Source organism: Nocardiopsis sp. TSRI0078, assembly GCF_001905145.1.
Lineage (GTDB): Bacteria > Actinomycetota > Actinomycetes > Streptosporangiales > Streptosporangiaceae > Nocardiopsis.
In genome coordinates this window covers 126,337-148,336 of sequence record NZ_LWLB01000035.1, presented here as the reverse complement: position 1 = coordinate 148,336, position 22,000 = coordinate 126,337, and the positions used below count along the sequence as shown (strand labels likewise).

The following is a 22,000-nucleotide window of genomic DNA, read 5'->3' as shown; positions in this document are numbered from 1 at the left end:
GGATCAGTGCTGCCTGGCCCTCTGCACGGCCTCGGCCAGCTCCTCCTTGTTCATCTTGGAGCGGTCCTTGATGCCCAGCTCCTGGGCCTCCTCGTAGAGCTCCCGCTGCTTGGGGACCCTTCCCCCGAGGTCGAAGCGCTTGAGCTCCTGCTCGCGCCGCTCCCAGAACGCCTTACCCAGCTCCTGGGCGCGCTTCTCGCTCACGGCCTCCCTGAGGCCGGGCAGGACGTCGCTCTCCTCCTCCTCGACGTGGTGTTTGACCGCGTCGACGAACTTCTTGCACCGCTTCTCGAACTCCTTGCTGTTCGGGTCGCAGTCCTTCAGCTTCTGGAGCAGCTCCTCGGCCTCCTGGTGCTCCTCCGTGCCGTGGTGGACCTCCGGCCCCTCACCGGCGGCCTTGGCGGCGGCCGGGTACACCTCGTCCTCCTCGGCACGGCTGTGCGCGGTGAGGATCGCCTCGATCTCCTCCAGCAGGCGCGGCCGCTGGTCGGGCTCGGACTGGAGCCGGTCGAACAGCTCCTCCATCGTCCGGTGGTCCTTCATGATCAGGGTGACGGCGTCCTCGGCCATGTTCGCCTCCGTTTCGGTGGTGTCACTGCGACCATCGCCACTACCCACGGGCCCGGTGTTCAGACGTCGGCCCGACCGGCCACCGCTTCCCCGACTTCTCCGACCCGGGCCTGGTCCGGGCCGTGTCCCGGTCCTCGCACACGCCCGGGACACGGCGCCGGGCCGCCCGCCGGGCGGCCCAGCGCTCCGGGGCGGGAGCCCCGGCACGGGTCAGCGCACGCCGAAGAGGTGGTCCAGGGCGAGCTGGTCCAGGCGCTCGAAGTGGTAGCCGCGCTCGCCCACCTGCTCCAGATCGATCTCCTCGGCGAGCAGGTCGGACAGGGACTCGCCCTCGCCCAGCGTGGTCTGGGACAGCTCGGGCACGCGCGACGCCTTGAGCGCCTCCGCCACCTCGGGGTCGGCGCGGAAGGCCTTGGCCTTCTCCTTCAGGATCAGGTAGTTGCGCATGCACGCGGACGCCGACTCCCACACGCCGCTCATGTCCTCGGTCCGCGGCGGCTTGAAGTCGAAGTGCCGGGGGCCGTCGTAGCCCGCGCTCTCCAGCAGGTCGACCAGGAAGAACGCCTCCTTGACGTCGCCGGCGCCAAAGCGCAGGTCCTGGTCGTACTTCACCCCGCGCTGCCCGTTGAGGTCGATGTGGAACAGCTTGCCCGACCACAGCGCCTGCGCGACGCCGTGCGCGAAGTTCAGCCCGGCCATCTGCTCGTGGCCGACCTCCGGGTTGACCCCGACCATCTCGGGGTGCTCCAGCTCGTTGATGAAGGCCAGGGCGTGCCCGACCGTCGGCAGCAGCACGTCGCCGCGCGGCTCGTTGGGCTTGGGCTCGATGGCGAACCGCAGGTCGTAGCCCTGCTCGCGCACGTAGCCGCACAGGATGTCGAAGGCCTCGCGCAGCCGGTCCAGGGCGGCGGCGTCGTTCTTGCCGGCCTCGGTCTCGGCGCCGTCCTGGCCGCCCCAGCACACGTACGTCCTCGCGCCCATCGACACCGCCAGGTCGATGTTGCGGATGACCTTGCGGATGGCGTAGCGGCGCACGTCGCGGCTGTTGGAGGTGAACCCGCCGTCGCGGAACACCGGGTGCGTGAACAGGTTGGTGGTCACCATCGGCACGGCGAGGCCGGTCTCGTCCAGGGAGGTCCGGAACCGCTTGAGGATGGCCTCGCGGTCGGTGTCCGAGCTGCCGGGCGGGATGAGGTCGTCGTCGTGGAAGGTGATCCCGTACGCGCCGAGGTCGGCGAGGCGGCGCACCGCGTCCGCCCCGTCGAGCGGGGGCCGCACGGGGTCGCCGAAGGTGTTCACCCCGCGCCATCCCACGGTCCACAGGCCGAAGGTGAACCTGTCCGCGGGCACAGGCCGGTAGTCGTTCATGATCGTGTCTCCTGAGGTAGGCGCGGGACTCCGCATTAGTTTGTCTAGTTTCCCAACTAATTGTCAACGGGGTGGCCGCGCAGGACCGCGACCCCGCCTCCGGACAGGGCCATCCCCTCCGCCGAGGCGCCCGACACCAGGTCGCGCGCTCCCGAGTCCAGCCCGAACCGCGCCGGATCGATCCGTCGCGGCCGGTTGTCGTGGTTGGTGACGAACACCCAGGCCCCGTCCCGGTCCACGCGCCGCACCACGTCCAGCCCCGGCTCGGGGAAGGGGCCCGTCCCCGCCGCCTCCGCCAGCAGCCGGGCCAGTCCCCGGTCCGTCAGCCGCGCCGACAGGTACCAGGCCTCGCCCGCGCCGTGGCGCCGCCGGGTCGCCGCCGGGAGTCCGTCCAGCGGTCCGCCCGCGTAGTGCGCCACCGCCTCGGCCCCCGCCAGGTGGACGTGCTCGCTCCACAGCGTCACCTCCTCCCGTACCGAACCGAGGTCCATGCCCACCGACTCACCGGGCGGCAGCGGGTACACCTCCTCCACCCGCACTCCCAGAAGGTCCCTCAGCGCGCCCGGGTAACCGCCGGTGCGCACGGTCCCGTCCGGGTCGGCGACCCCGCTCAGGAAGGTCACCACCAGGGTCCCGCCGTCCTCGGTGTAGCGGGCCAGCCGCTCGGCCGCGGCGTCCGACAGCAGGTACAGCGCGGGCACCACCAGCAGCGGAACCCGGGGCAGGTCCCGGTCGGGGCGCACCATGTCCACCGTGCGTCCCGACCGCCACAGGACCCGGTGCGCCTGGCGCACCGCCTCCAGGTAGTCCACGTCCCGAGAGGGCAGCGACGGACTGCCCAGCGCCCACCACGACTCCGGATCCCAGGTGAGGGCCGCGTCGGCCACCACGTCGGCGTCGCGGACCTCCGCCACCCGGGGCAGGAGGCGCCCCAGCTCGCACACCTCGCGGAACACCCGCGAGTCCGGCCCGGCGTGCGGCACCATCCCCGAGTGCCACTGCTCGGCGCCGCCCCGCGAGGCCCGCCACTGGAAGAACATCGCCCCCCGCGAGCCCCGGGCCACGTGCGCCAGGCTGTGCCGCACGGTCTCGCCGGGGGCCTTGGGCCGTGTGGCCTCACCGGTGTAGGTCACCCCGGCCGCCTGCTCCATCAGCACCCACGGACGCCCCGGGCCGGGCACCCGCTCCGCCCACGAGCGCGCCAGGTCGGCGGCGAAGGCGGTCTGCTCGGCTCCGCCCGCTCCCGTGCGGTCCGGGTAGTCGTCCACGGCGACCAGGTCCACGTGCTCGGCCCACCGCCACGGGTCCACCGGGACCCAGTCGCCGAACGCCAGGTTGGTCGTGACCGGCACGTCCGGGCGCGCGGCGCGCAGCACGCCGCTCTGGGAGAGGAAGTGGTCGAGCATCGCGTCGGACAGGAACCGGCGAAAGTCCAGTACCTGAGCCGGGTTGGGCAGGTACTGGGTGGCGCGCGGCGGCTGGACCTGCTCCCACTCCGAGTAGTGCTGGCTCCAGAACGCCGTCGTCCACGCCGTGTTGAGCCGGTCCAGGTCGCCGTGGCGCCCGCGCAGCCACTCGCGGAAGGCCCGTGCGGTGTGCTCGGAGTGGGACCAGGTCCCGTACTCGTTGTGCACGTGCCACATCCGCAGCGCCGGGTGGGAGGCGTACCGCTCGGCCAGGGCCCGGGCGATCCGGACGGAGGCCTCCCGGTAGGCCGGGGCGCACACGTCATAGGTGTCGCGGCTGCCGTGGGTGAGCCTGGTGCCGTCGGCGGTCACCGGCATCGCGTCGGGGTGGGCGAGGCCGAACCACGGAGGGGGAGAGGCGGTCGGGGTGGCCAGCGCGACCCCGACCCCGTTGTCGGCCAGCCGGTCCATCACCCGGTCCAGCCAGCCGAAACGGTACTCGCCCTCCCTCGGTTCGAGGAGGGACCAGGAGAAGACGCCGACCGTCACGAGGTTGACCCCGGCGCGGTGCATCAGCTCCACGTCCTCCGTCTGGACCTCCTCCGGCCACTGTTCCGGGTTGTAGTCGCCGCCGAACCAGAGCGGAGAGGACATGGGGACTCCTTCTAGTTTGGTGTGTGCGCCAACAAAGTAGGGCGAAAACCTTTTCGGCGACACCCCCCACGCGAGGAGCACACATGCCCGAAGCACGACAGGTCCGCACCCGCCACCCCGTCGGGGACTGGGAGGACGCGCTGGTCACCGGCAACGGGCGCCAGGGGGCGCTCGTGCACTCCACGGCCGACAGGCTCCGCCTCACCCTCGGACACGAGAGGCTCTTCCTTCCCGTCACCGAGTCGCTGCCCGCCCCCGGGACCGCGCGCCTCCTGCCCGAACTGCGGGAACTCCTGCGCCGGGGCCGCTCCCGTGCCGCGGCCGAGCGGATCGTGGCGGCGGCCGCCGAGGAGCACCCGGGCTACGCCGACACCCGGTGGATCGACCCCCTGGTGGGGGCCGCCGTACTCTCCCTCACGCCACTCGACCCCCGAGGCGGGCCGGTCACGCGCACCTGCGACCTGGACTCGGGGCTGGTCACCGAGGAGCTGCCGGACGGGACCGTGCACCGGGTCTTCGCCTCCCGGGCCGACGACGCGGTGGTCGCCGAGACCGTCTCGCCGGCCGGCCTGGACGGACGGCTGCGGCTCACCCCGCTGGAGGAGCGCCCCCCGGTCCGGCTCGCGGTGGACTCCGGGGCCGCCCCCGACCTGCTCACCCTGCGGGTGGGCTTTCCCGACCGGCCCCCCGGCACCCTGGCCGGGTACACGGTGACCTGCGCCGTCACCGCGGAGGGAGGGCGGGTCCGGGCCGACGGCGCCGGACTGGAGCTCCGGGGGGTCGCGAGGCTCCGGCTCGTGGCCCGCGTGCGGGTGGACGCCCCCGGAGCGGAGGACGGTCCCGCGGCCCGGGGAGAGGCGGACCGAGCGGCCCCGGACACCTCCGGGCGTGCGGGCGCACCCCGGCCGGAACCCGGTGTCCCGGGGACGCCGGGAGGCCCGGTGCCGGGGGCTCCCTCCGGCGGAGCCGCCTCCGGGACCGCCTTCGACGGCATGCTCGACCGCCACCGGGCGGTGCACGGCGAGCTCATGTCCCGGTTCCGGCTGGAGCTGGACGGCGGCTCCGGAGGGCCCGCCCGCGACGCCCTGGGCGAGGACCTCCTGGCGGCCGGGCCCACCCCCGGCCTGGTCGCCCGGCTGGTCGACGCCGGACGGTACGCGATCGTCTCCAGCTGCGGCGACCTGCCGCCCACCCTCCAGGGGGTGTGGAGCGGCACCTACGACCCCCCGTGGAGGTCGGGGTACACCTTCGACGGCAACCTGCCCTCCGCCGTCGCGGCGCTGCACGCCACCGGCACGCCCGAGCTGATGGGCGGCCTGTTCGACCTGCTCGACGGCATGGCCGGGGACCTCGCCGAGAACGCCCGGAGGCTCTACGGCTGCCGGGGCGCCCTGCTTCCCCCGCACGCCTCCACCTCCGGGCGGCACAACCACTTCGGCCCCGAGTGGTGCCTGACCTGCTGGACCGCCGGCGCGGCGTGGATGTCCCGCCTGTACTGGGACCACTACTCCCACACCCGCGACCGCGTGTTCCTGCGCGAGCGCGCCCTGCCCTTCCTCACCGCCGCCGCCGAGTTCCACGAGGACTTCCTCACCGACGGGGGCTTCTCCCCCTCCTACTCGCCCGAGAACACCCCGGGCGACGGCGACGGGCAGGCCGCCGTCAACGCCACCATGGACGTGGCCGCCGTGCGCGACCTGGTCCGCAACCTGGTGCGGGCGCACCGCGTCCTGGGTGAGCCCGGCGCCCGCCGCTGGACCCGGCTGGGCGCGCGGCTGCCCGGCTACCGGATCGCCGGGGGCGGTGAACTCGCCGAGTGGGCGGGTCCGGCCGGACCGCTCCGGCAGACCGAGCGGCACGGCCACCGGCACGCCTCCCACCTCTATCCGCTCTGGTACGAGCCCGACCCCGCGTTCGCCTCGCCCCGGCTGCGCACGGCGGCGATCACCGCCGTACGCGCCCGCCTGGACTGGTGGCGCGGCCAGGAGTCCGACGAGATGGCCTTCGGCCTGGTCCAACTGGGCCTGGCGGCGGCCAACCTCGGCCTGGCCGCCGAGGCGCACGAGACCCTGGCGCTGCTGTCCACCCGCTACTGGCGGCCCACCCTGGTGCCCACCCACAACCGGGGCAGCCTGTTCAACGTGGACATCGGGGGCGGCTTTCCGGCGGTCGTGGCGGCGACGCTGGCCGGATCCGCGGAGGGGCGCCTGGACCTGCTGCCCGCCCTGCCGCGGGAGTGGTCCTCGGGCCGGGTGGAGGGGCTGCGTGCGCGCGGCGGGGTCGTCGTGGAGCTCCTGGAGTGGTCCGGCGGCCGGGGGACGGCGCGGCTGGGGTCGGTGGAGCCCCGCCGGACGCTGGTCGGGCTGCCCGACGGGACGCGGCGGCGGGTGTCCCTGGCGCCGGACCGGGCGGTGTCCCTGCAATTCCGACTGGTTACCGATGAGTAGTCGAAGCGCTTCGAAATTTCTTGTCCAACACCCCTTGCCGCGTAGTTAGTCGGCTACCCAGACTAATGGGGAATTCGTGTCCGCCCCGGGAACCGGATTTCCCGGGGCGGGCGTACCCCCCCGATTCCCCCAAGGAGCCCGCACATGCCTCCCGAACGACAACGGCCCTCCAGACGCGGGCGGAGGTGGTCCGCGCTCGTCCTCGCGGCCACCACGGCGCTGGCCGCCTCCACCGTCGCCCTCACGGCCACGGCCGGCGCCGCACCCGCCGAGCCGTCGGCCGCGCAGAGCGCCTACGAGTGGGACAACGTCCGGATCAACGGTGGCGGCTTCGTCCCCGGCATCGTCTTCAACGAGACCGAGCCCGACCTCGCCTACGCCCGCACCGACATCGGCGGCGCCTACCGCTGGAACCCCGGCACCGAGCGCTGGATCCCCCTGCTGGACTGGGTCGGCTGGGACGACTGGGGCTACACGGGCGTCGTCAGCATCGCCACCGACCCCGTCGACCCCGATCGCGTGTACGCGGCCGTGGGCACCTACACCAACGACTGGGACCCCAACAACGGGGCCATCCTGCGCTCCGACGACCGGGGCGAGACCTGGGACGTCGCCGAGCTGCCCTTCAAGCTCGGCGGCAACATGCCCGGCCGCGGCCTCGGGGAGCGCCTGGCCGTCGACCCGAACGACAACAGCGTCGTCTACTTCGGCGCGCGCGGCGGCCACGGCCTGTGGCGCAGCACCGACCACGGCGCCACCTGGTCCGAGGTGGAGGCCTTCCCCAACCCCGGCGACTACGTCCAGGACCCGGCCGACGAGACCGGCATGATGTCCGACATCACCGGCGTGACCTGGGTGGACTTCGACCCCCGCACCGGCGGGGAGGGCTCGGCCACGCAGGACGTCTACGTCGGCGTCGCCGACCTGGAGAACCCGGTCTACCGCAGCCAGGACGGCGGCCGGACCTGGGAGCCCGTCCCGGACGCGCCCACCGGCCACCTGCCCGCGCACTCGGTCGTGGACCACGAGGGCGGCCAGCTCTACGTGGCCACCACCAGCACCCCCGGCCCCTACGACGGCGACTCCGGCGACGTGTGGCGCATGGACCTGGCGACGGGGGAGTGGACCAACATCAGCCCCGTCCCCTCCGGTTCCGAGGACAACTACTTCGGCTACGGCGGCCTGACCATCGACCGGCAGAACCCGGACACCCTGATGGTCGCCACCCAGATCTCCTGGTGGCCCGACATCCAGATCTACCGCAGCACCGACCGCGGCGAGACCTGGACCCAGGCGTGGGAGTACAGCTCCTACCCCGAGCGCGCCAAGCGCTACGAGATGGACATCTCCGCCGCGCCCTGGCTGGACTTCGGCGGCGGCGGGACACCCCCCGAGACCCAGCCCAAGCTCGGCTGGATGACCCAGGCGATGGCGATCGACCCGTTCGACTCCGACCGCTTCATGTACGGCACGGGCGCCACCATCTACGGCAGCGACAACCTCACCAACTGGGACGCGGACACCACCTTCGACATCGAGGTCAAGGTGCAGGGCCTGGAGGAGACGGCGGTCAACGACCTGATCAGCCCGCCCGAGGGCGCACCCCTGCACTCGGCGCTGCTGGACGTCGGCGGCTTCACCCACCAGGACCTGGACACCGTCCCCGACCGGATGTACCAGCAGCCCTACTGGGGCCACGGGAGCAGCCTGGACTTCGCCGAGCTGGCGCCGGCGACCATCGCACGGGTCGGCGGCAGCGACGAGGAGGCCGCCATCGGCCTGTCCACCGACGGCGGCGACAGCTGGTGGGCCGGACAGGAGCCCGCCGGGGTGAGCGGCGGCGGAACGGTCGCGGTGGGCGCCGACGGCTCGTCCGTCGTGTGGAGCCCCGAGGGCACCGGCGTCCACGTCTCCACCACCACGGGTTCCTCGTGGACCGCCTCCACCGGTGTTCCCGACGGCGCGCGGGTGGAGGCCGACCGGGTGGACCCGGACGTGTTCTACGCGGTCTCCGGAGGCACGTTCTACACCAGCACCGACGGCGGGGCCACCTTCACGGCGGGCTTCGACGGGCTCCCGGCCGAGGGCAACATCCGCTTCGGCGCGGTGCCCGGCCACACCGGAGACGTGTGGGTCGCCGGAGGCACCGGTGACCACTACGGCATGTGGCGGTCCACGGACGCCGGGGCCACCTTCGAGCGGATCGGGGCCGTGGACGAGGGCGACGCGGTCGGCTTCGGCGCGCCCGCGCCGGGCGCCGACTACCCGGCGGTCTACACCAGCTCGAAGATCGACGGCGTGCGCGGGATCTTCCGCTCCGACGACGCGGGCCGGAGCTGGGTGCGGATCAACGACGACCAGCACCAGTGGGGCTGGACGGGAGCGGTCGTCACCGGCGACCCGAACGTCTACGGCCGGGTCTACGTCGGTACCAACGGGCGCGGCATCGTCTACGGCGACCTGGTGGACGGCGGCGGGCCCGACCCCGACCCGTCACCGGACCCGACGGAGGAGCCGAGCGGGGACCCCGAGCCCTCACCCTCCCCGGACCCGGAGCCCGAACCGGGCGACTGCGGCGTCGAGTACGGCGTCCACAACACGTGGACCGGAGGGTTCCAGGCCGGGGTGACGGTCACCAACACCGGCACGGAGGACCTCGACGGCTGGGAGGTCGGCTGGGAGTTCACGGCCGGCGAGGAGGTCACCAGCCTCTGGAACGGCTCCCACACGCAGGACGGCGCGTCCGTGCGGGTCACCGACTCCGGGTGGAACGCCCGGATCGCCCCGGGCGACTCGGTGCGGATCGGCTTCAACGGCGTCGTCGACGGCGAGCCCGCGGAGCCGACCGGACTCACCCTGAACGGTCGGGCCTGCGACTGACGCCCTGACACGGCGGGGCCGGGGACCACGCGGTTCCCGGCCCCTTCCGCGTCGGGGAGCGGTCGGACGGGACGAGGCGCCTCCTACGGTGCGGGGTCCGCCGCCGGGCGGCCCCCGCCCTCCCCCTCGTCCGCCAGGAGGAACGAGCCGACCGCGAGGACGGCCGCGGCCAGCATGACCCCGGCCATCGGTCCGGCGGTGTGCTCTCCTCCCAGGCCCACCAGCGGCGAGACCGCGGCGGCCAGGCCGAACTGCAGGGCGCCGACCAGCGCCGACCCGCTTCCCGCGGCGCGCGGCACGGCGGCCAGGGCCAGGGCCGTGGCGTTGCCCAGCACCAGGCCGATGCTCGCCACCGACACGAACAGGGTCAGGGCCAGCCAGCCGACGGGCGCTCCGGTGACCACGAGCAGCCCGGTGCCGACGCAGCCGCCCAGGCACACGGCCAGGCCCGTGCCCAGCAGTCCGCGCACCGGGTAGGAGGAGGACAGGCGGGCCGACAGGGCGCTGACGACCGACAGCGCCAGCGCGTTGGCGCCGAACACCACCCCGTACAGCGTCGCGTCCAGGCCCATCATCACCTGGTACACGAACGGTGAGGCCGAGATGTAGGCCATCATGACGGCGAAGGCGGAGCCGAACGCGAGCCCGTGTCCCAGGAAGGTGCGCGAGCGCAGCCCGGAGGGCGCGGAGCGCCCCGCGTCCGGACGCGAGCGGACGGGCCGCCGGAGCTCGGGCGGCCTGGACTCGGGTACGGCCACGAGCACGGCGAGCAGCATCACCGCGGACAGGGCGAGCACGATGGCCAGCAGGCCCCGCCAGCCCAGCGGCTCCAGGAGGAGGCCGCCGAGCACGGGGGCCACGACCGGCGCCACACCGCCCACGATCATCATCAGGCTGAAGGCGCGCGCCGCGGCCCGCCCGCGGACCAGGTCGGAGACGACCGCGCGGCCGATGACCATGCCGGCGGCACCGCCCAGCCCCTGCAGGAGGCGGGCCGCGACCAGGACCTCCGCCGTGGGGGCGAGGGCGGCCACCGCGCCCGCCGCCACGCACAGGGCGGCGCCCGCGACGAGGGGCCGCCGCCGCCCGAGGCGGTCCGAGAGGGGGCCGAAGAGCAGGTGGCCCGCGGTCAGGCCGACGAGGAACGCGGTCAGCGTCGCCTGGACCGCGGTGGTGCCGACGGACAGTTCCCCGGCCATGGCGGGGAAGGCCGGCAGGTACAGGTCCATGGCCAGGGGCGCCACCGCGGCGAGCAGGCCCAGGACCAGCAGCAGGCCGGTCCCGACCTGGTCCCCGGCAACGGGTGCGGCGGGCGGCCCCTTGCGGGGGCGCTGCGCGGTGTCGCTCATACGGGTCTCCTCGTCTGCGATAGTGATTATGAATAAATAACTATCCATACATAATAAATACACTGGACGGGTGACACCAGATGACGACGATCACGACGAGCTGCTGGCCGACCTGGCCCACGCCGTCCAGCACCTGGCCCGGGAGCTCAGGCCCCGCCGCGACGACGACCCCGGGATCGTGCGCCTCACCGGCACCCAGGTGACGGTGCTGCGCTACCTGCACCAGCACCCCGGGGCCCGGCCCGCCGCCGTGGCCGAGGCGCTCGGCCTGCAGCGCAGCAACCTGAGCGCGGCCCTGCGCGTACTGCAGGAGCAGGAGCTGGTCCACCGCGAGCCCGACGGCGCCGACGCGCGCGTGATCCGGCTCCACCCCACGGAGCGGGCGGACGAGAACATGCGCCGCCTGCGCGCGCTGTGGGCGCGGCGGCTGGCCTCGGTGGCGGGGGGACGCCGTGAACGGATCGCGGACGCCGCGGACCTGCTCGACGGCCTCGCGCGCGCACTGCGCTCGAACGGAGCGGACGGCCGGCCGGACCCATCCTGAACGGTCGGGATCCTGCGCCGTCTGTCCGGACTCCGGCAGGCACTCGACGCCGGCGACACCAGCGGCTTCGGCATCAGGTCCCTCACAGGCCATCAGGGCCGTCGGCGACTCCGCGTCGGCGACCACCGTGCCGTCTACACCCTGGACAAGGGCGATGACGGGCAACCGGTCGTGTGGGTCCGGGTGATCGCGGTCGGAGACCGCAGGGACATTTACGAACGGGGTTTCTGACCGGTCCTGTGCCCCACGACCGGGGCCGCGCGCCGGACCGCCCTCCCGGCCCGCGTTCGGGAGGGCGGTCCCGTTCCGTCGGAGCGGGCGGTCAACCCTTGACGGCGCCGATGATGACGCCCTTGGTGAAGTGCTTCTGCACCAGCGGGTAGACGAAGGTGACCGGTACCAGCGCCACCACCACGATGGCCATCTGGATGGCCAGGTTGGGCGCCGACGCGGTTCCCTGCACCGCGTTGCCGATCACCGAGCTCGAACTGAGCTGCTGGCCCTGCTGCACGTACTGGCGCAGCACCAGCTGCAGCGGCCACTTGGCGTTGTCGTTGATGTAGAGGATGGCGTTGAAGAAGGCGTTCCAGTAGCCCACCGCGTAGAACAGGCCGACGACCGCGGTGACCCCCTTGGACATGGGCAGGACCAGCCGGGTCAGGATGGTCCACTCGCTCGCCCCGTCCACGCGGGCGCTGTCGCCGATCTCCTGGGGCAGGTTCATGAAGAACGCCCGCATCACCACCAGGTTGAACGCGTTCACCGCCGTGGGCAGGATCAGCGACCAGTAGCTGTCGATCATCCCGAGGTCGCTGACCAGCAGGTACAGCGGGATCATCCCGGGCGCGAACAGGAAGGTCAGCAGCACCGCGAACAGCAGCGGTCGGTGCCACAGCGATCCCGGCTGGGACAGCCCGTACGCGGCCAGGACGGTCGCCACCAGGCTGACCAGCGTGCCCACCGCGGTGACCCCCAGGCTGACCAGGACGGCCCGGGTCACCACGCCCCCGCCGAACAGGTCGGCGTAGGCCTGGAAGGAGATCCCCTGCGGGACCAGCACCAGGCCGCCCGCGCTGTTCACCGCCGCGGCGGGGGAGAGGCTGGTCAGGATCACGACGTAGAGGGGGAAGACGATGACCACCGCGATGGCGGCCAGTGTGGTGCTCTTCGCCGCGCGTGCGGGAAGGCTCGGGCGCTCCGCCCAGACGGGGCGGTCCTTGAACAGTGTGCTCATGCTCGTCGGTAGATTCCGTGTTCGCCCATCTTGTGGGCCAGCTTGTTGGCCAGCAGGATGAGGATCAGTCCGACCACGCCCTTGACCAGGCCCGCGACCGCTCCCGCGCTGAAGTTCCCCGTCACCAGGGTCTGGTGGTAGATGAAGGTGTCCAGGACCTCCGACACGTTCGATCCGAACGCGTCCCGCTGCAGGTAGAACTGCTCGAAGCCGACGTTGAGGATGTCGCCGAGCTTGAGGATGAGCAGCAGGATGATCACCGGCCGCAGGCCGGGCAGGGTGATGTGCCACATGCGCCGCCACCGCCCGGCGCCGTCCACGGCGGCGGACTCGTAGAGGTTCTGGTTCACGGCCGCCAGCGCCGCGAGGAAGATGATCGTCCCCCACCCGGCGTCCTTCCAGATCATCTGGGAGGTGACCACGAACAGGAACGCGTCCGGGTCGGTCATGATCTCCAGCGGTGCGTGCCCGTTCTGCCGGAGCATCTGCGAGAACAGTCCGGCGCCGCCCAGGATCTGCTGGAACAGGGTCACGACCAGGACCCACGAGAAGAAGTGCGGCATGTACACGATGCTCTGGAGCACCAGCCGCATCCTCGGGGAGAGGACGCTGTCCAGCAGGATGGCCAGGGCGATGGGGATGGGGAAGAAGAACACCAGCTGGACGGCGGCGATCGTCAGGGTGTTGCCGACCGCGCTCCAGAAGCGGGGGTCGGTGAACAGCCGCTCGAACTGGGCCAGCCCCACCCACGGGCTGCCCAGCACACCGTCCCAGGGGTTGTACTCCTGGAAGGCGATGATGTTGCCGAGGGTCGGCGTGTAGTGGAACACCGCCAGGAGCCCGATCGCCGGGAGCGTCATCAGCAGCAGCTGCCAGTCGCGGCGCAGCCTGGCGGGGAGTGAGGGCCCCGAACGCACCGAGGGCCGCCCGCCCCGGTGGTCGGGGACGACCGGGGGCCGCCCCCGGCCGCCGCGCCGACGGGGCGCGGGGGACGGAGGCGGCGTCTTGCTCGTGGTCGCGGTCCGCTCAGTCACGTCCGTGCTCCTGGAGGACCTTCATGTAGAACTCCCGGCCCTCGTCACCGCCGTCGCGGCGCCAGTTCGCGACGGCCTCGTCCAGTGCCCCGAGGTCCTCGCGGCCCCGGATGATGTCCTCCACCCTGTCGGTCATGGGGGTCTCGGCGGCGGAGAAGCGCTCGGGGCGCTGGATGCGGATGCCCGCGAACGGGTCCTCCTCGGTGAACTGCGCGGCGTGGTTGTACCAGTCGCACTTCCACTGCACGAAGTCCGGGTACTGGCTCTCGGTGACCGCCGGGGGGCGCCCGCTCAGGAAGTAGTAGCCGTCGTTGACCTCCGCGTTGCCCTTCTCGGTGAGCTGCGGGGCGCCGTCGGCGTTGAGCTCGTGGTGGACGCCCTCCTCGCCGTAGCGGTAGTCCATGTACTCCTGGGTCCCGAACGGCGCGGCGCAGAAGTTGAGGATGCCGAGGATCTCCTCGACCTGTTCCGGCTCCATGCCCTTGCGCACGAACACGGACTGGCCGGAGGGGTCGCTGCGGTGCATGACGGGGTCGTTGCCGCCGTTGCCGAAGACCGGCATCAGGTCCAGTCGGAAGTCGGGGTTGTCGCCGAGCATCTGCATGTAGGCCTCGTGCCAGGCGCCGATGCCGTCCTGGTTGAAGACGATCTGCCCGGAGTTGAGCAGCTCCTTGGCGTTGTCGCCCTGGGCGACGATGTCGGGGTGGACCAGCCCGGCGTCGAACACCTTGCGCATGTACTCGACGCTGGCCCTCCACTCGTCGGTCTCGAACATGTGGATGAGCTCGCCACCCTCGTAGCGCCACTGCTTGGGGGCTCCGAAGATCTGGCGCATGCTGAGGTTGAAGTCGCCGAACGCCCAGCGGTTGTTGTCGGGGTCGTTGACCTCCTCGCCGATCGCGAAGAGGTCGTCGGGGCTGGCGGGCGGCTCGAGGCCGTACTCGTCCATGAGGTCGCGCCGGTACAGGACCCAGTTGCCGAAGGGCTCGGAGGGCCAGGGCACCCCGTGGAGCCGCTGGTTGAAGACGTTCCACCGCCAGGCGTCGCTCTCCAGGTTGGCGAGCAGGGGGTAGGCCTGTGCCGCGTCGCCGGCCAGGTGGGGGGTCAGGTCCTCGAAGAGCTCGCCGACGGCCCGGTTGAACTGCGGGATCAGGTTGATGGTCCAGTCGGGGATCATCGTGATGTCGGCGACGTCGCGCCCGGCGATCACCGCGTTCATCTTGTCGATGACCGTGTTGCCGTCCTGGAAGTTGAACTCGACCGTGGCGCCGAGGCGTCCGTTGACGTGGTCGAAGAAGGAGTTGTTGCCCAGGCCGGGCGGGATCGGACCCCACAGGGGCGTCATCGCCGTGTACCGCCCGCCCCTGCCGGGGGGCTCGGGTACGGCCCGGACGAAGTCCTCGGGGTAGGCGGTGAACCCGTCGGGTGCACCGTGCTGCCCCTCGATGTCGGGGGCGACCCCGTCGAACGGGATGTGGGTGGGGATCAGCTCGTCCAGCGAGCCGGCGTCGGAGGCGGATCCGCCACCGCCGCCGCCGTTCGGGCCCGCCCCGCAGCCGGAGAGGGCGCCCGCGGTGAGCGCGGCGGTGGTGGAGGCGCCCACCAGGCCGAGGAAGCGGCGCCGGCGTATCGCCGGACGCAGGGGGTGGGAAGGCATAGCGTCGTTCCTTCGGTAGGCCAGGCCGCAGCCCAGGGGGGTAGGAAACGAAGGGCCATTTTGCTATGAATTAGTTGGCCGTTTAGACAAACAAATTACTCCACTGTGAAGTAGCACACAAGGCCCTCCGGTATCGAAGTCGAAGCGGTTCGATTTCAAAGGACAATACCCCCGTGCACGAGAGGCGGACACCCCCCATGACCAGCCAGACGCCAGTACCGCCCCACCGGAACCCCGACCTGCCGGACGAGCAGCGCCTGGACGACCTGCTCGGACGCCTCACCACCGAGGAGAAGCTCGGCCTGCTCCACCAGCACCAGGCCCCCGTCGAACGCCTCGGCCTCGGGCCCTTCCGGACGGGGACCGAGGCCCTGCACGGACTGGCCTGGCTCGGTCCGGCCACCGTCTACCCGCAGGCCGTCGGCCTGGCCAGCACCTGGGACCCGGACCTGGTCCGCCGCGTCGGCCGGGCCACCGCCGACGAGGTGCTCGCCCGGCAGGACGCGGGGGCCGGGCGCAACGTCTGGGCGCCCGTGGTCAACCCGCTGCGCGATCCCCGGTGGGGCCGCAACGAGGAGGGCTACTCCGAGGACCCCTGGCTGACCGGCCTCCTGGCCACCGCCCACGCCCGCGGCCTGGCGGGCGAGGGCCCGCGCCTGCGCACCGCGCCCACCCTCAAGCACTTCCTCGCCTACAACAACGAGGAGGACCGCTGCACCACCTCCAGCGACCTGCCGCCGCGCGTCCTGCGCGAGTACGAGCTGGAGGCCTTCCTGCCCGCCCTGGCAGACGGGGCGGCCGTGGCCGTCATGCCCTCCTACAACCTGGTCAACGGACGTCCCGCGCACCTGAGCCCGCTGATCGGCGACGTGCTGCGCCGGACCGCCCCCGACCACATCCTGGTGGTCAGCGACGCCTACGCCCCCGCCAACCTCACCGAGATGCAGCGCTTCCACCCCGACCTTCCCACCGCCTACGCGCACGCCGTCCGGGCCGGGCTCGACAGCTTCACCCAGGACGACGACCGCCCCGAGGCCACCCTCGGGCACCTGGGCGAGGCGCTGCGGCGGGGACTGCTCACCGAGGCCGACATCGACCGCGCCGCACGCCGCGCGCTGTCGATCCGCCTCCGGCTGGGCGAGTTCGACCCCGAGCCCGGCGGTGGGGACCTGCTGGCCGGTGACGGCCCGGTCGGCGCCGCGGACGAGGGCGCCGTCGACACCCCCGAGCACCGCGCGCTGGCCCGTGAGGCGGCCACCCGCGCGTTCGTGCTGCTGCGCAACGAGGGGGCGCTGCCGCTGCGCGGCGCGCGCCGGATCGCCGTCATCGGCCAGCTCGGCGACACCGTGCTGGAGGACTGGTACAGCGGCACGCTGCCCTACTCCGTGACCGCGCGGGCCGGGATCGCCGAACGCGTCGAGACCGTGTTCTGCGAGGGGGCCGACCGCGTGCACCTGAGCTCGTCCGGTCGACGCGTGGTCGTCGAACCGGGCGAGGGGGAGCCGCTGCGGCTGGAGGGAGCGGTCCACGACGCCGAGGGGAGCGCGTTCGACCTCCTGGACTGGGGAGGCGGGGCCCTCGTGCTGCGTTCGACGGCCACGGGCGGGTACCTCGACGAGGGCCCGGACGGCACCCTGGCCTGCACCGCACCCGGCCCCGGCACCTGGGAGGTGCGGCAGACCTTCCGCCTGGAGGAGGTGGAGCCGGAGCGGTTCGCCCTGGTGCAGATCCACACCGGGCGCCGCGTCGGCGTCGGCTCCGACGGCGCCACGCTCGTGCTGGCCGAGGAGGCCGACCGCGCCGTGCCCCTCGGGATCCGCGGACTGGGCACCGGTGCCGAGGAGGCCGCGCGGGTGGCCGCCACCGCCGACGCCGCGGTGGTCGTCCTGGGCGACCACCCCATGGTCAACGGGCGCGAGACCGAGGACCGGACCGACCTGGACCTGCCCGCCGCGCAGGAACGCGTGCTGCGCGCCGTGCGCGGGGCCAACCCGGCCACCGTCCTGGTGCTCAGCAGCGGCTACCCGTTCGGGATCACGTGGGCCGACGAGCACGTTCCGGCGATCCTGTGGTCGGCGCACGGAGGCCAGGAGTACGGGCACGCGCTCGCCGACGTGCTGTTCGGCGACGCCGAACCCGCCGGACGGCTGACCCAGACCTGGTACCGGTCCGCCGACGACCTGCCCGGGATGCTCGACTACGACATCATCGGCGCGCGCGGCACCTACCTGTACTTCGAGGGGGAGCCCCTCTACCCGTTCGGGCACGGCCTCGGCTACACGCGTGTCGAGTACGCGGCGCCGGTGGTCGGGGTGGAGGACGGACGGGTCACCGTCACGGTCATGGTCGCCAACACCGGGACGCGGACCGCCGAGGAGGTGGTGCAGGTGTACACCCGCCAGCTGGCCTCGCGGGTGCGGACCCCGCTGCGGGCGCTGCGCGGGTTCGCCCGGGTGCGCGTGGAGCCCGGGGGCAGCGCCGTGGCCGCGGTGTCCTTCGACGTGGACCGGCTCGCCCTGTGGGACACCACCCGGGACCGCTTCGTGGTGGAGGAGGCACCGCGCGAGGTGCTCGTCGGGCGCTCGGCGACCGACATCCGCGCCACCGCCTCCCTGGACGTGCCGGGTGAGGCCATCCCGCCCCGCGACGCGCTCACCCCGTGGTCGGCGGCGGGCTACGACGACGCCCGGAACACCTCGCTGTGCCCGCTCACCCCCGAACGCGGCGACGCCGTGCGCTCACGCGGGGAGGGCGCGTGGGCGGCCTTCCGCGACGTCGACCTCGGCGACGGGGTCACCGGGTGCCGTCTGGAGGTCAACGCCGAGCACGCCTGCACGCTCCGGCTGCGCCTGGACGACCCCGAGGAGGGGCCGACCGCCGCCGTCGTCGACGTCCCGGCGGGCAAGGACGGCTACGACTTCACCGAGGCCGGTGCGGCCGTCACCGAAGCCCGGGGGATCCGCGACCTCTACCTGGTCTTCGACCGGCCGGGAGCGGCCGTCGCGACCCTGGGGTTCACCCGCGGCTGAGGGGGTTCAGGCGGGGTCCGGGGCGGTGGGGACGGCCGGGGTCCGGGGCCCGGGCAGGGGCAGCAGCCCCGCGTCGAGCGAGTGGATCATCGCGGTGGCCCCGCCCCGGGCCGCCGCGCTCAGCCCCAGCGACGACAGCTCCACACGGCAGCCGCCGGCCTCCGGAGCGAACGAGCTCGCCACCGCCTCCGCCCGGCAGTTCGGCAGCAGCCACGGCCCCATGGGCACGAAGTAGCCGCCCAGCACCACCAGGCCCGGGTTGGTGACGTTGATGAGCATGGCCAGGCCCCGGCCCAGCCACGTGCCCGCCCGTTCCAGCGCGCCCACGGCCGTCCCGTCGCCGTCGCGGGCGCGCTCCACCGCCGCCTCCACCAGCCGGGCGATGTCCTCGCCCGAGAGCGGGCGGTCCGGGACCCGGTCGGGGACGGCCCCGCGCAGGATCGTCCCGATCCCGGCCAGCGCCTCCAGGCACCCCCGCCGCCCGCACGCGCACTCCGGCCCGTCCGGGACCAGCGACAGGTGGCCCACCTCGCCCGCGAACCCGCTGGAGCCGCGCAGCGGTTCTCCGCCGACCAGCAGCCCGGCGCCGATCCCCACCTCGCCGGTGAGGTACACCAGGTCGGACGTGCCCGCGAACGATCCCACCCGGTACTCGGCCACCGCGCCCAGGTTCGCGTCGTTGTCCACACGCACCGGGACGTCCGCCATCCCGGCCTCACACAGCAGTTCCGACAGCAGGTCGCGCAGCGGCACGTCGCGCCAGCCGAGGTTGGGCGCGTGCGTCACCGTCCCGTCGTCGATCAGCGCCGGGACGGCCACGCTCACCCCCACCACGGTGCGCCCGCTCAGCTCCGGGTCCGCCGCCATCGCGCTCAGGGTGCGCGCGATGTGCCGCGCGCACTCCCTCGCGCCGGCCGAGCGGGCGTCGAAGGGGACGTGGCGGCTGACCAGCTCGCGCTGGAGCAGGTCCACGGCGACCACCGACAGGTAGTCCACGTTGACCTCCAGGCCGACCGCCGCGATCGAGGAGTCGTCCAGGGCCAGCAGCACCCCGGGGCGGCCCACCCGCTGCCGGGAGTTGCGCCCCGTCTCACGGACCAGCCCGCGTGCCATGAGGTCGGCGACCAGGCTGGACACCGTGGTCTTGTTCAACCCGGTGGCCGAGGCGACCGCCGCCCGCGAGCAGGGGGACAGTTCGCGGACCGTGCGCAGCACGACCCCCAGGTTCGTCTCGCGAACCCTCTGGAAACTCACCGTTCCCGAACCGACCGTCACCTGGTCCCCCTCGCCTCGCCCGACGCGGCACACTGTGCCCGGATCGTACAGGGGTGCCCGGGCACGTTCCGAAAAGCGGTTGTGCCCTCCTGCCGACTCTGGTGGGATCCGGACATGGTGCCTCACGACGTCTTCCGCGACCAGCCCGTCCTCACCGGGGCGAGGGTCCGCCTCGAACCGCTCGACGCCGTGACCGGCGAGTACTTCATCGAACCCATCCTGAACATGGATCCGGAGGTGCGCCGCCTCACCGGCACCCACCGCGGGTTCACCGAGGAGGAGCTGCGCCGCTGGGCCGCGACCCGCCCCGACCACCACGACCGCGCCGACTGGGTCGTCTTCGACCAGGAGAGCGGCGCGCCCCTGGGCGAGTGCGCCCTGATCGACCTGGACCCGGACAACGCCTGCGCGGGCTACCGGATCGCGCTCAACAGCATGTCCGTCACCGGGAGGGGCTACGGCACCGAGGCCACCGACCTGGTCCTGGAGTACGCCTTCACCGTGGCCGGGCTGCACCGGGTCGCCCTGGAGGTGTTCGCGTTCAACACCGGTGCCCAGAAGTCCTACGCCCGGTCCGGGTTCGTGAGGGAGGGGGTCTGGCGCGGGTACCTGCGCTGGGACGGCGAGTGGCACGACGCGGTGCTGATGTCGATCCTGGCCGAGGAGTACGCCGGGCCGCGCGCCGCCCGGAACGGGTAGCGGTTGCGCGGCCCGTCGGCCGCACAGCGGTTAGTCTCGGGTCCATGCCCGTTCCCGAGTTCGTCCTCGCACTGCGCCGCCACGTCGGACACGGCCTCCTGCCCCTCGTGGGCGTGACGGCCGTGGTGATCGGGGAGGAGGGCGGGGTCCTGCTGCACCGGCGCGCCGACGACGGCCGCTGGTCCACGCCCGGCGGCATCCTGGAGCCGGAGGAGGAACCCGCCCGGGCCGTGGTCCGGGAGGTCCGCGAGGAGACCGGTGTGGAGGTCGAGGTGGAGCGGCTCGCCAGCGTGGCCGCCCAGGAGCCCTTCACCTACCCCAACGGCGACCGGGCGCAGTTCCTCGACCTGGCCTTCCGCTGCCGCCCCGTGGGCGGTGCCCCCGACGCCGGCGGCGACGAGACGCTGGAGGTGCGCTGGTTCGCTCCGAACGCCCTGCCGGACATGCCCCAGCGCATCCTCGACCGCATCGGGTACGCCCGCGAGGACCGTCCGGCCCCCTTCTACGTCACCTGAGCCGACACGCCGACCGAGGGTCCCCCACCCTCCGCACCGCATGCCCCTAGGGTGTTCCGCGACCGCCGGGCCCGTGGGGTCCGGCCCTTCCAAGACCCTTGACTTGTTCGAACACGAGTTCGATAGGCTGCCCGCGTGAGTCTTCTGAACGAACAGATCGACGTCCGCTCCACCGAGGGCGGAAGCCCCGTGCGGTTCACCTGGCGCGGCCGGACGTTCCGGGTACGCAGGATCATCGGCGACTGGCCCGCGCCCCCCGAGGCGTCCGGCGCTCCCGCCGCCCGGGTGCACATGCTCCGCGTCTCGGCCGAGTCCGACGCCGGGGAGCCCAGCATCGTCGACATCTCCCGTGACGCCGGGTCCGACCGCTGGACCATGCGCCGCCAGTGGAACTAGCGGTACTACAGGAAGATCCTGCCGCGCCGGGTGCGGTCGCGCAGGGCGGCCATCCGGCGGGTGTTGCCGGGGCGCCGGACCAGCAGGTGGTACAGCAGGAGCGAGGGGCCCCGGTCGGTGCGCGCACGGTCCGCCATCTCGCCCATGTTGACCCGCGTGTGGATGCGGCCGCCCCCGGCGGTGATCCGCGCGGCGTGCGCCCCCTCGGGGACGTGGGCGTAGGCGTGGTTGTCGGCCGTGTACTCCATGGCCCGCGACAGCGCGGCCCCCAGGCCGGGGACCAGGTCCGCGCCCAGGGTCGCGGTCCTTCGCCAGAAGCCGGTGTGCCCGGCGGCCACGTGCCCCAGCTGGTGCGCGACCAGGAAGGCCAGCGCCCGGGGGTCGCGGACCCTGCCGTCCGGACCGAACAGCTCGTCCGACAGCACCAGGTACCGGTGCAGTCCGTGCCCGGCGGCGTCCGTCCCCCAGGACCGCCCTCCCACCCGCACGTACGCCTCCGGGGTCCGGTGCAGCCCCATCCCGGCGGCCAGCGACACCACGGTCCGGTACACCTCGGGGAACTGGGTGGGCGAGATCTTCACCGACTCCGCCCTGAGCCGCGCGTACAGCAGCCCCCGCGCCTTCCAGTGCACCGCGGCCACCGCGGTCGGGGCGGCGGCAGCCCACACCCACGACCCCGTCGCGGACCACACCAGGTGGACCAGCCCGGCGGCCATCAGCAGGGTCACGCCCACGCACACGGCCAGCAGCGGAGCCTCCCACGGGTGCGCGGGAGCCGGGACGACCTCCTCGTCGGAGTCGAGCGCGTACAGCTCATCGGAGTAGCCGGGCGGGGAGTGCCGCCGGTCCGCTCCCGGGCCGGACGCCGCGCAACAGCCTGGCGCACCGTGGATCGAACAGGCGGCTGTACGCCCCTCCGGCGGCGTCACATGGGACATCCTGC

General features: G+C 73.1%; 16 protein-coding genes. 7 read left to right on the top strand and 9 right to left on the bottom strand.

What is annotated here, in order from left to right:
- Positions 1 to 3 precede the first annotated feature (3 nt).
- The 3 genes from A6A08_RS23635 to A6A08_RS23625 all read right to left on the bottom strand — a co-directional run bounded on the left by A6A08_RS23635 (position 4) and on the right by A6A08_RS23625 (position 3,998).
- Positions 4 to 570, bottom strand: coding sequence for a hemerythrin domain-containing protein (locus tag A6A08_RS23635; protein WP_073704830.1), 567 nt, complete (start codon positions 568 to 570; stop codon positions 4 to 6).
- Between the two features lie 210 nt (positions 571 to 780).
- A complete protein-coding gene (xylA, locus tag A6A08_RS23630; RefSeq protein WP_073704829.1) occupies positions 781 to 1,938 on the bottom strand; it encodes a xylose isomerase in 1,158 nt (385 codons plus the stop codon).
- Positions 1,939 to 1,994: 56 nt separating this feature from the next.
- Positions 1,995 to 3,998 carry a beta-galactosidase gene (locus tag A6A08_RS23625; RefSeq protein WP_073704828.1) on the bottom strand — a complete coding sequence of 668 codons (2,004 nt, stop codon included), beginning with the start codon at positions 3,996 to 3,998 and terminating at the stop codon, positions 1,995 to 1,997.
- 83 nt (positions 3,999 to 4,081) lie between these two features.
- Between A6A08_RS23625 and A6A08_RS23620 the strand changes: the two genes are divergently transcribed.
- Positions 4,082 to 6,445 carry a glycoside hydrolase N-terminal domain-containing protein gene (locus tag A6A08_RS23620; protein ID WP_073704827.1) on the top strand — a complete coding sequence of 788 codons (2,364 nt, stop codon included), beginning with the start codon at positions 4,082 to 4,084 and terminating at the stop codon, positions 6,443 to 6,445.
- A 144-nt stretch (positions 6,446 to 6,589) separates the two neighbouring features.
- On the top strand, positions 6,590 to 9,325 hold the full coding sequence (locus A6A08_RS23615; RefSeq protein ID WP_073704826.1) for a cellulose binding domain-containing protein: 2,736 nt from the start codon (positions 6,590 to 6,592) through the stop codon (positions 9,323 to 9,325).
- A gap of 83 nt (positions 9,326 to 9,408) precedes the next feature.
- On the opposite strand, the gene A6A08_RS23610 is transcribed toward A6A08_RS23615, so the two are convergent.
- Positions 9,409 to 10,674 carry a multidrug effflux MFS transporter gene (locus A6A08_RS23610; RefSeq protein ID WP_083609247.1) on the bottom strand — a complete coding sequence of 422 codons (1,266 nt, stop codon included), beginning with the start codon at positions 10,672 to 10,674 and terminating at the stop codon, positions 9,409 to 9,411.
- 70 nt (positions 10,675 to 10,744) lie between these two features.
- Between A6A08_RS23610 and A6A08_RS27765 the strand changes: the two genes are divergently transcribed.
- The gene (locus A6A08_RS27765; protein WP_073704825.1) at positions 10,745 to 11,218 is read left to right on the top strand and encodes a MarR family winged helix-turn-helix transcriptional regulator; all 474 of its coding nucleotides are present in this window, start codon (positions 10,745 to 10,747) and stop codon (positions 11,216 to 11,218) included.
- A 322-nt stretch (positions 11,219 to 11,540) separates the two neighbouring features.
- On the opposite strand, the gene A6A08_RS23595 is transcribed toward A6A08_RS27765, so the two are convergent.
- The 3 genes from A6A08_RS23595 to A6A08_RS23585 are packed head-to-tail and all read right to left on the bottom strand — an operon-like array spanning position 11,541 to position 15,143.
- Positions 11,541 to 12,452 carry a carbohydrate ABC transporter permease gene (locus A6A08_RS23595; RefSeq protein WP_073704824.1) on the bottom strand — a complete coding sequence of 304 codons (912 nt, stop codon included), beginning with the start codon at positions 12,450 to 12,452 and terminating at the stop codon, positions 11,541 to 11,543.
- Positions 12,449 to 13,486, bottom strand: a complete 1,038-nt coding sequence (locus tag A6A08_RS23590; protein ID WP_073704823.1) for a sugar ABC transporter permease — start codon at positions 13,484 to 13,486, stop codon at positions 12,449 to 12,451. The genes A6A08_RS23595 and A6A08_RS23590 overlap by 4 nt, the downstream gene beginning before the upstream one ends.
- The gene (locus tag A6A08_RS23585) at positions 13,479 to 15,143 is read right to left on the bottom strand and encodes an extracellular solute-binding protein (protein WP_073704822.1); all 1,665 of its coding nucleotides are present in this window, start codon (positions 15,141 to 15,143) and stop codon (positions 13,479 to 13,481) included. The genes A6A08_RS23590 and A6A08_RS23585 overlap by 8 nt, the downstream gene beginning before the upstream one ends.
- A gap of 197 nt (positions 15,144 to 15,340) precedes the next feature.
- On the opposite strand from A6A08_RS23585, the gene A6A08_RS23580 reads away from it, so the two are divergent.
- Positions 15,341 to 18,172 (top strand): glycoside hydrolase family 3 protein, encoded by a 2,832-nt coding sequence (locus A6A08_RS23580; protein WP_073704821.1) that lies wholly within the window; start codon positions 15,341 to 15,343, stop codon positions 18,170 to 18,172.
- 6 nt (positions 18,173 to 18,178) lie between these two features.
- Here the strand turns inward: A6A08_RS23580 and A6A08_RS23575 are convergent, their stop codons facing one another.
- Positions 18,179 to 19,447 carry an ROK family transcriptional regulator gene (locus tag A6A08_RS23575; protein ID WP_073704820.1) on the bottom strand — a complete coding sequence of 423 codons (1,269 nt, stop codon included), beginning with the start codon at positions 19,445 to 19,447 and terminating at the stop codon, positions 18,179 to 18,181.
- A 114-nt stretch (positions 19,448 to 19,561) separates the two neighbouring features.
- Between A6A08_RS23575 and A6A08_RS23570 the strand changes: the two genes are divergently transcribed.
- The 3 genes from A6A08_RS23570 to A6A08_RS23560 all read left to right on the top strand — a co-directional run bounded on the left by A6A08_RS23570 (position 19,562) and on the right by A6A08_RS23560 (position 21,057).
- The gene (locus A6A08_RS23570; protein ID WP_073704819.1) at positions 19,562 to 20,146 is read left to right on the top strand and encodes a GNAT family N-acetyltransferase; all 585 of its coding nucleotides are present in this window, start codon (positions 19,562 to 19,564) and stop codon (positions 20,144 to 20,146) included.
- Positions 20,147 to 20,190: 44 nt separating this feature from the next.
- The gene (locus A6A08_RS23565) at positions 20,191 to 20,661 is read left to right on the top strand and encodes an NUDIX domain-containing protein (RefSeq protein WP_073704818.1); all 471 of its coding nucleotides are present in this window, start codon (positions 20,191 to 20,193) and stop codon (positions 20,659 to 20,661) included.
- 135 nt (positions 20,662 to 20,796) lie between these two features.
- Positions 20,797 to 21,057, top strand: a complete 261-nt coding sequence (locus A6A08_RS23560) for a DUF6504 family protein (RefSeq protein ID WP_073704817.1) — start codon at positions 20,797 to 20,799, stop codon at positions 21,055 to 21,057.
- 5 nt (positions 21,058 to 21,062) lie between these two features.
- On the opposite strand, the gene A6A08_RS23555 is transcribed toward A6A08_RS23560, so the two are convergent.
- The gene (locus tag A6A08_RS23555) at positions 21,063 to 21,995 is read right to left on the bottom strand and encodes a M48 family metallopeptidase (RefSeq protein ID WP_199867026.1); all 933 of its coding nucleotides are present in this window, start codon (positions 21,993 to 21,995) and stop codon (positions 21,063 to 21,065) included.
- Between the last annotated feature and the right edge of the window lie 5 nt (positions 21,996 to 22,000).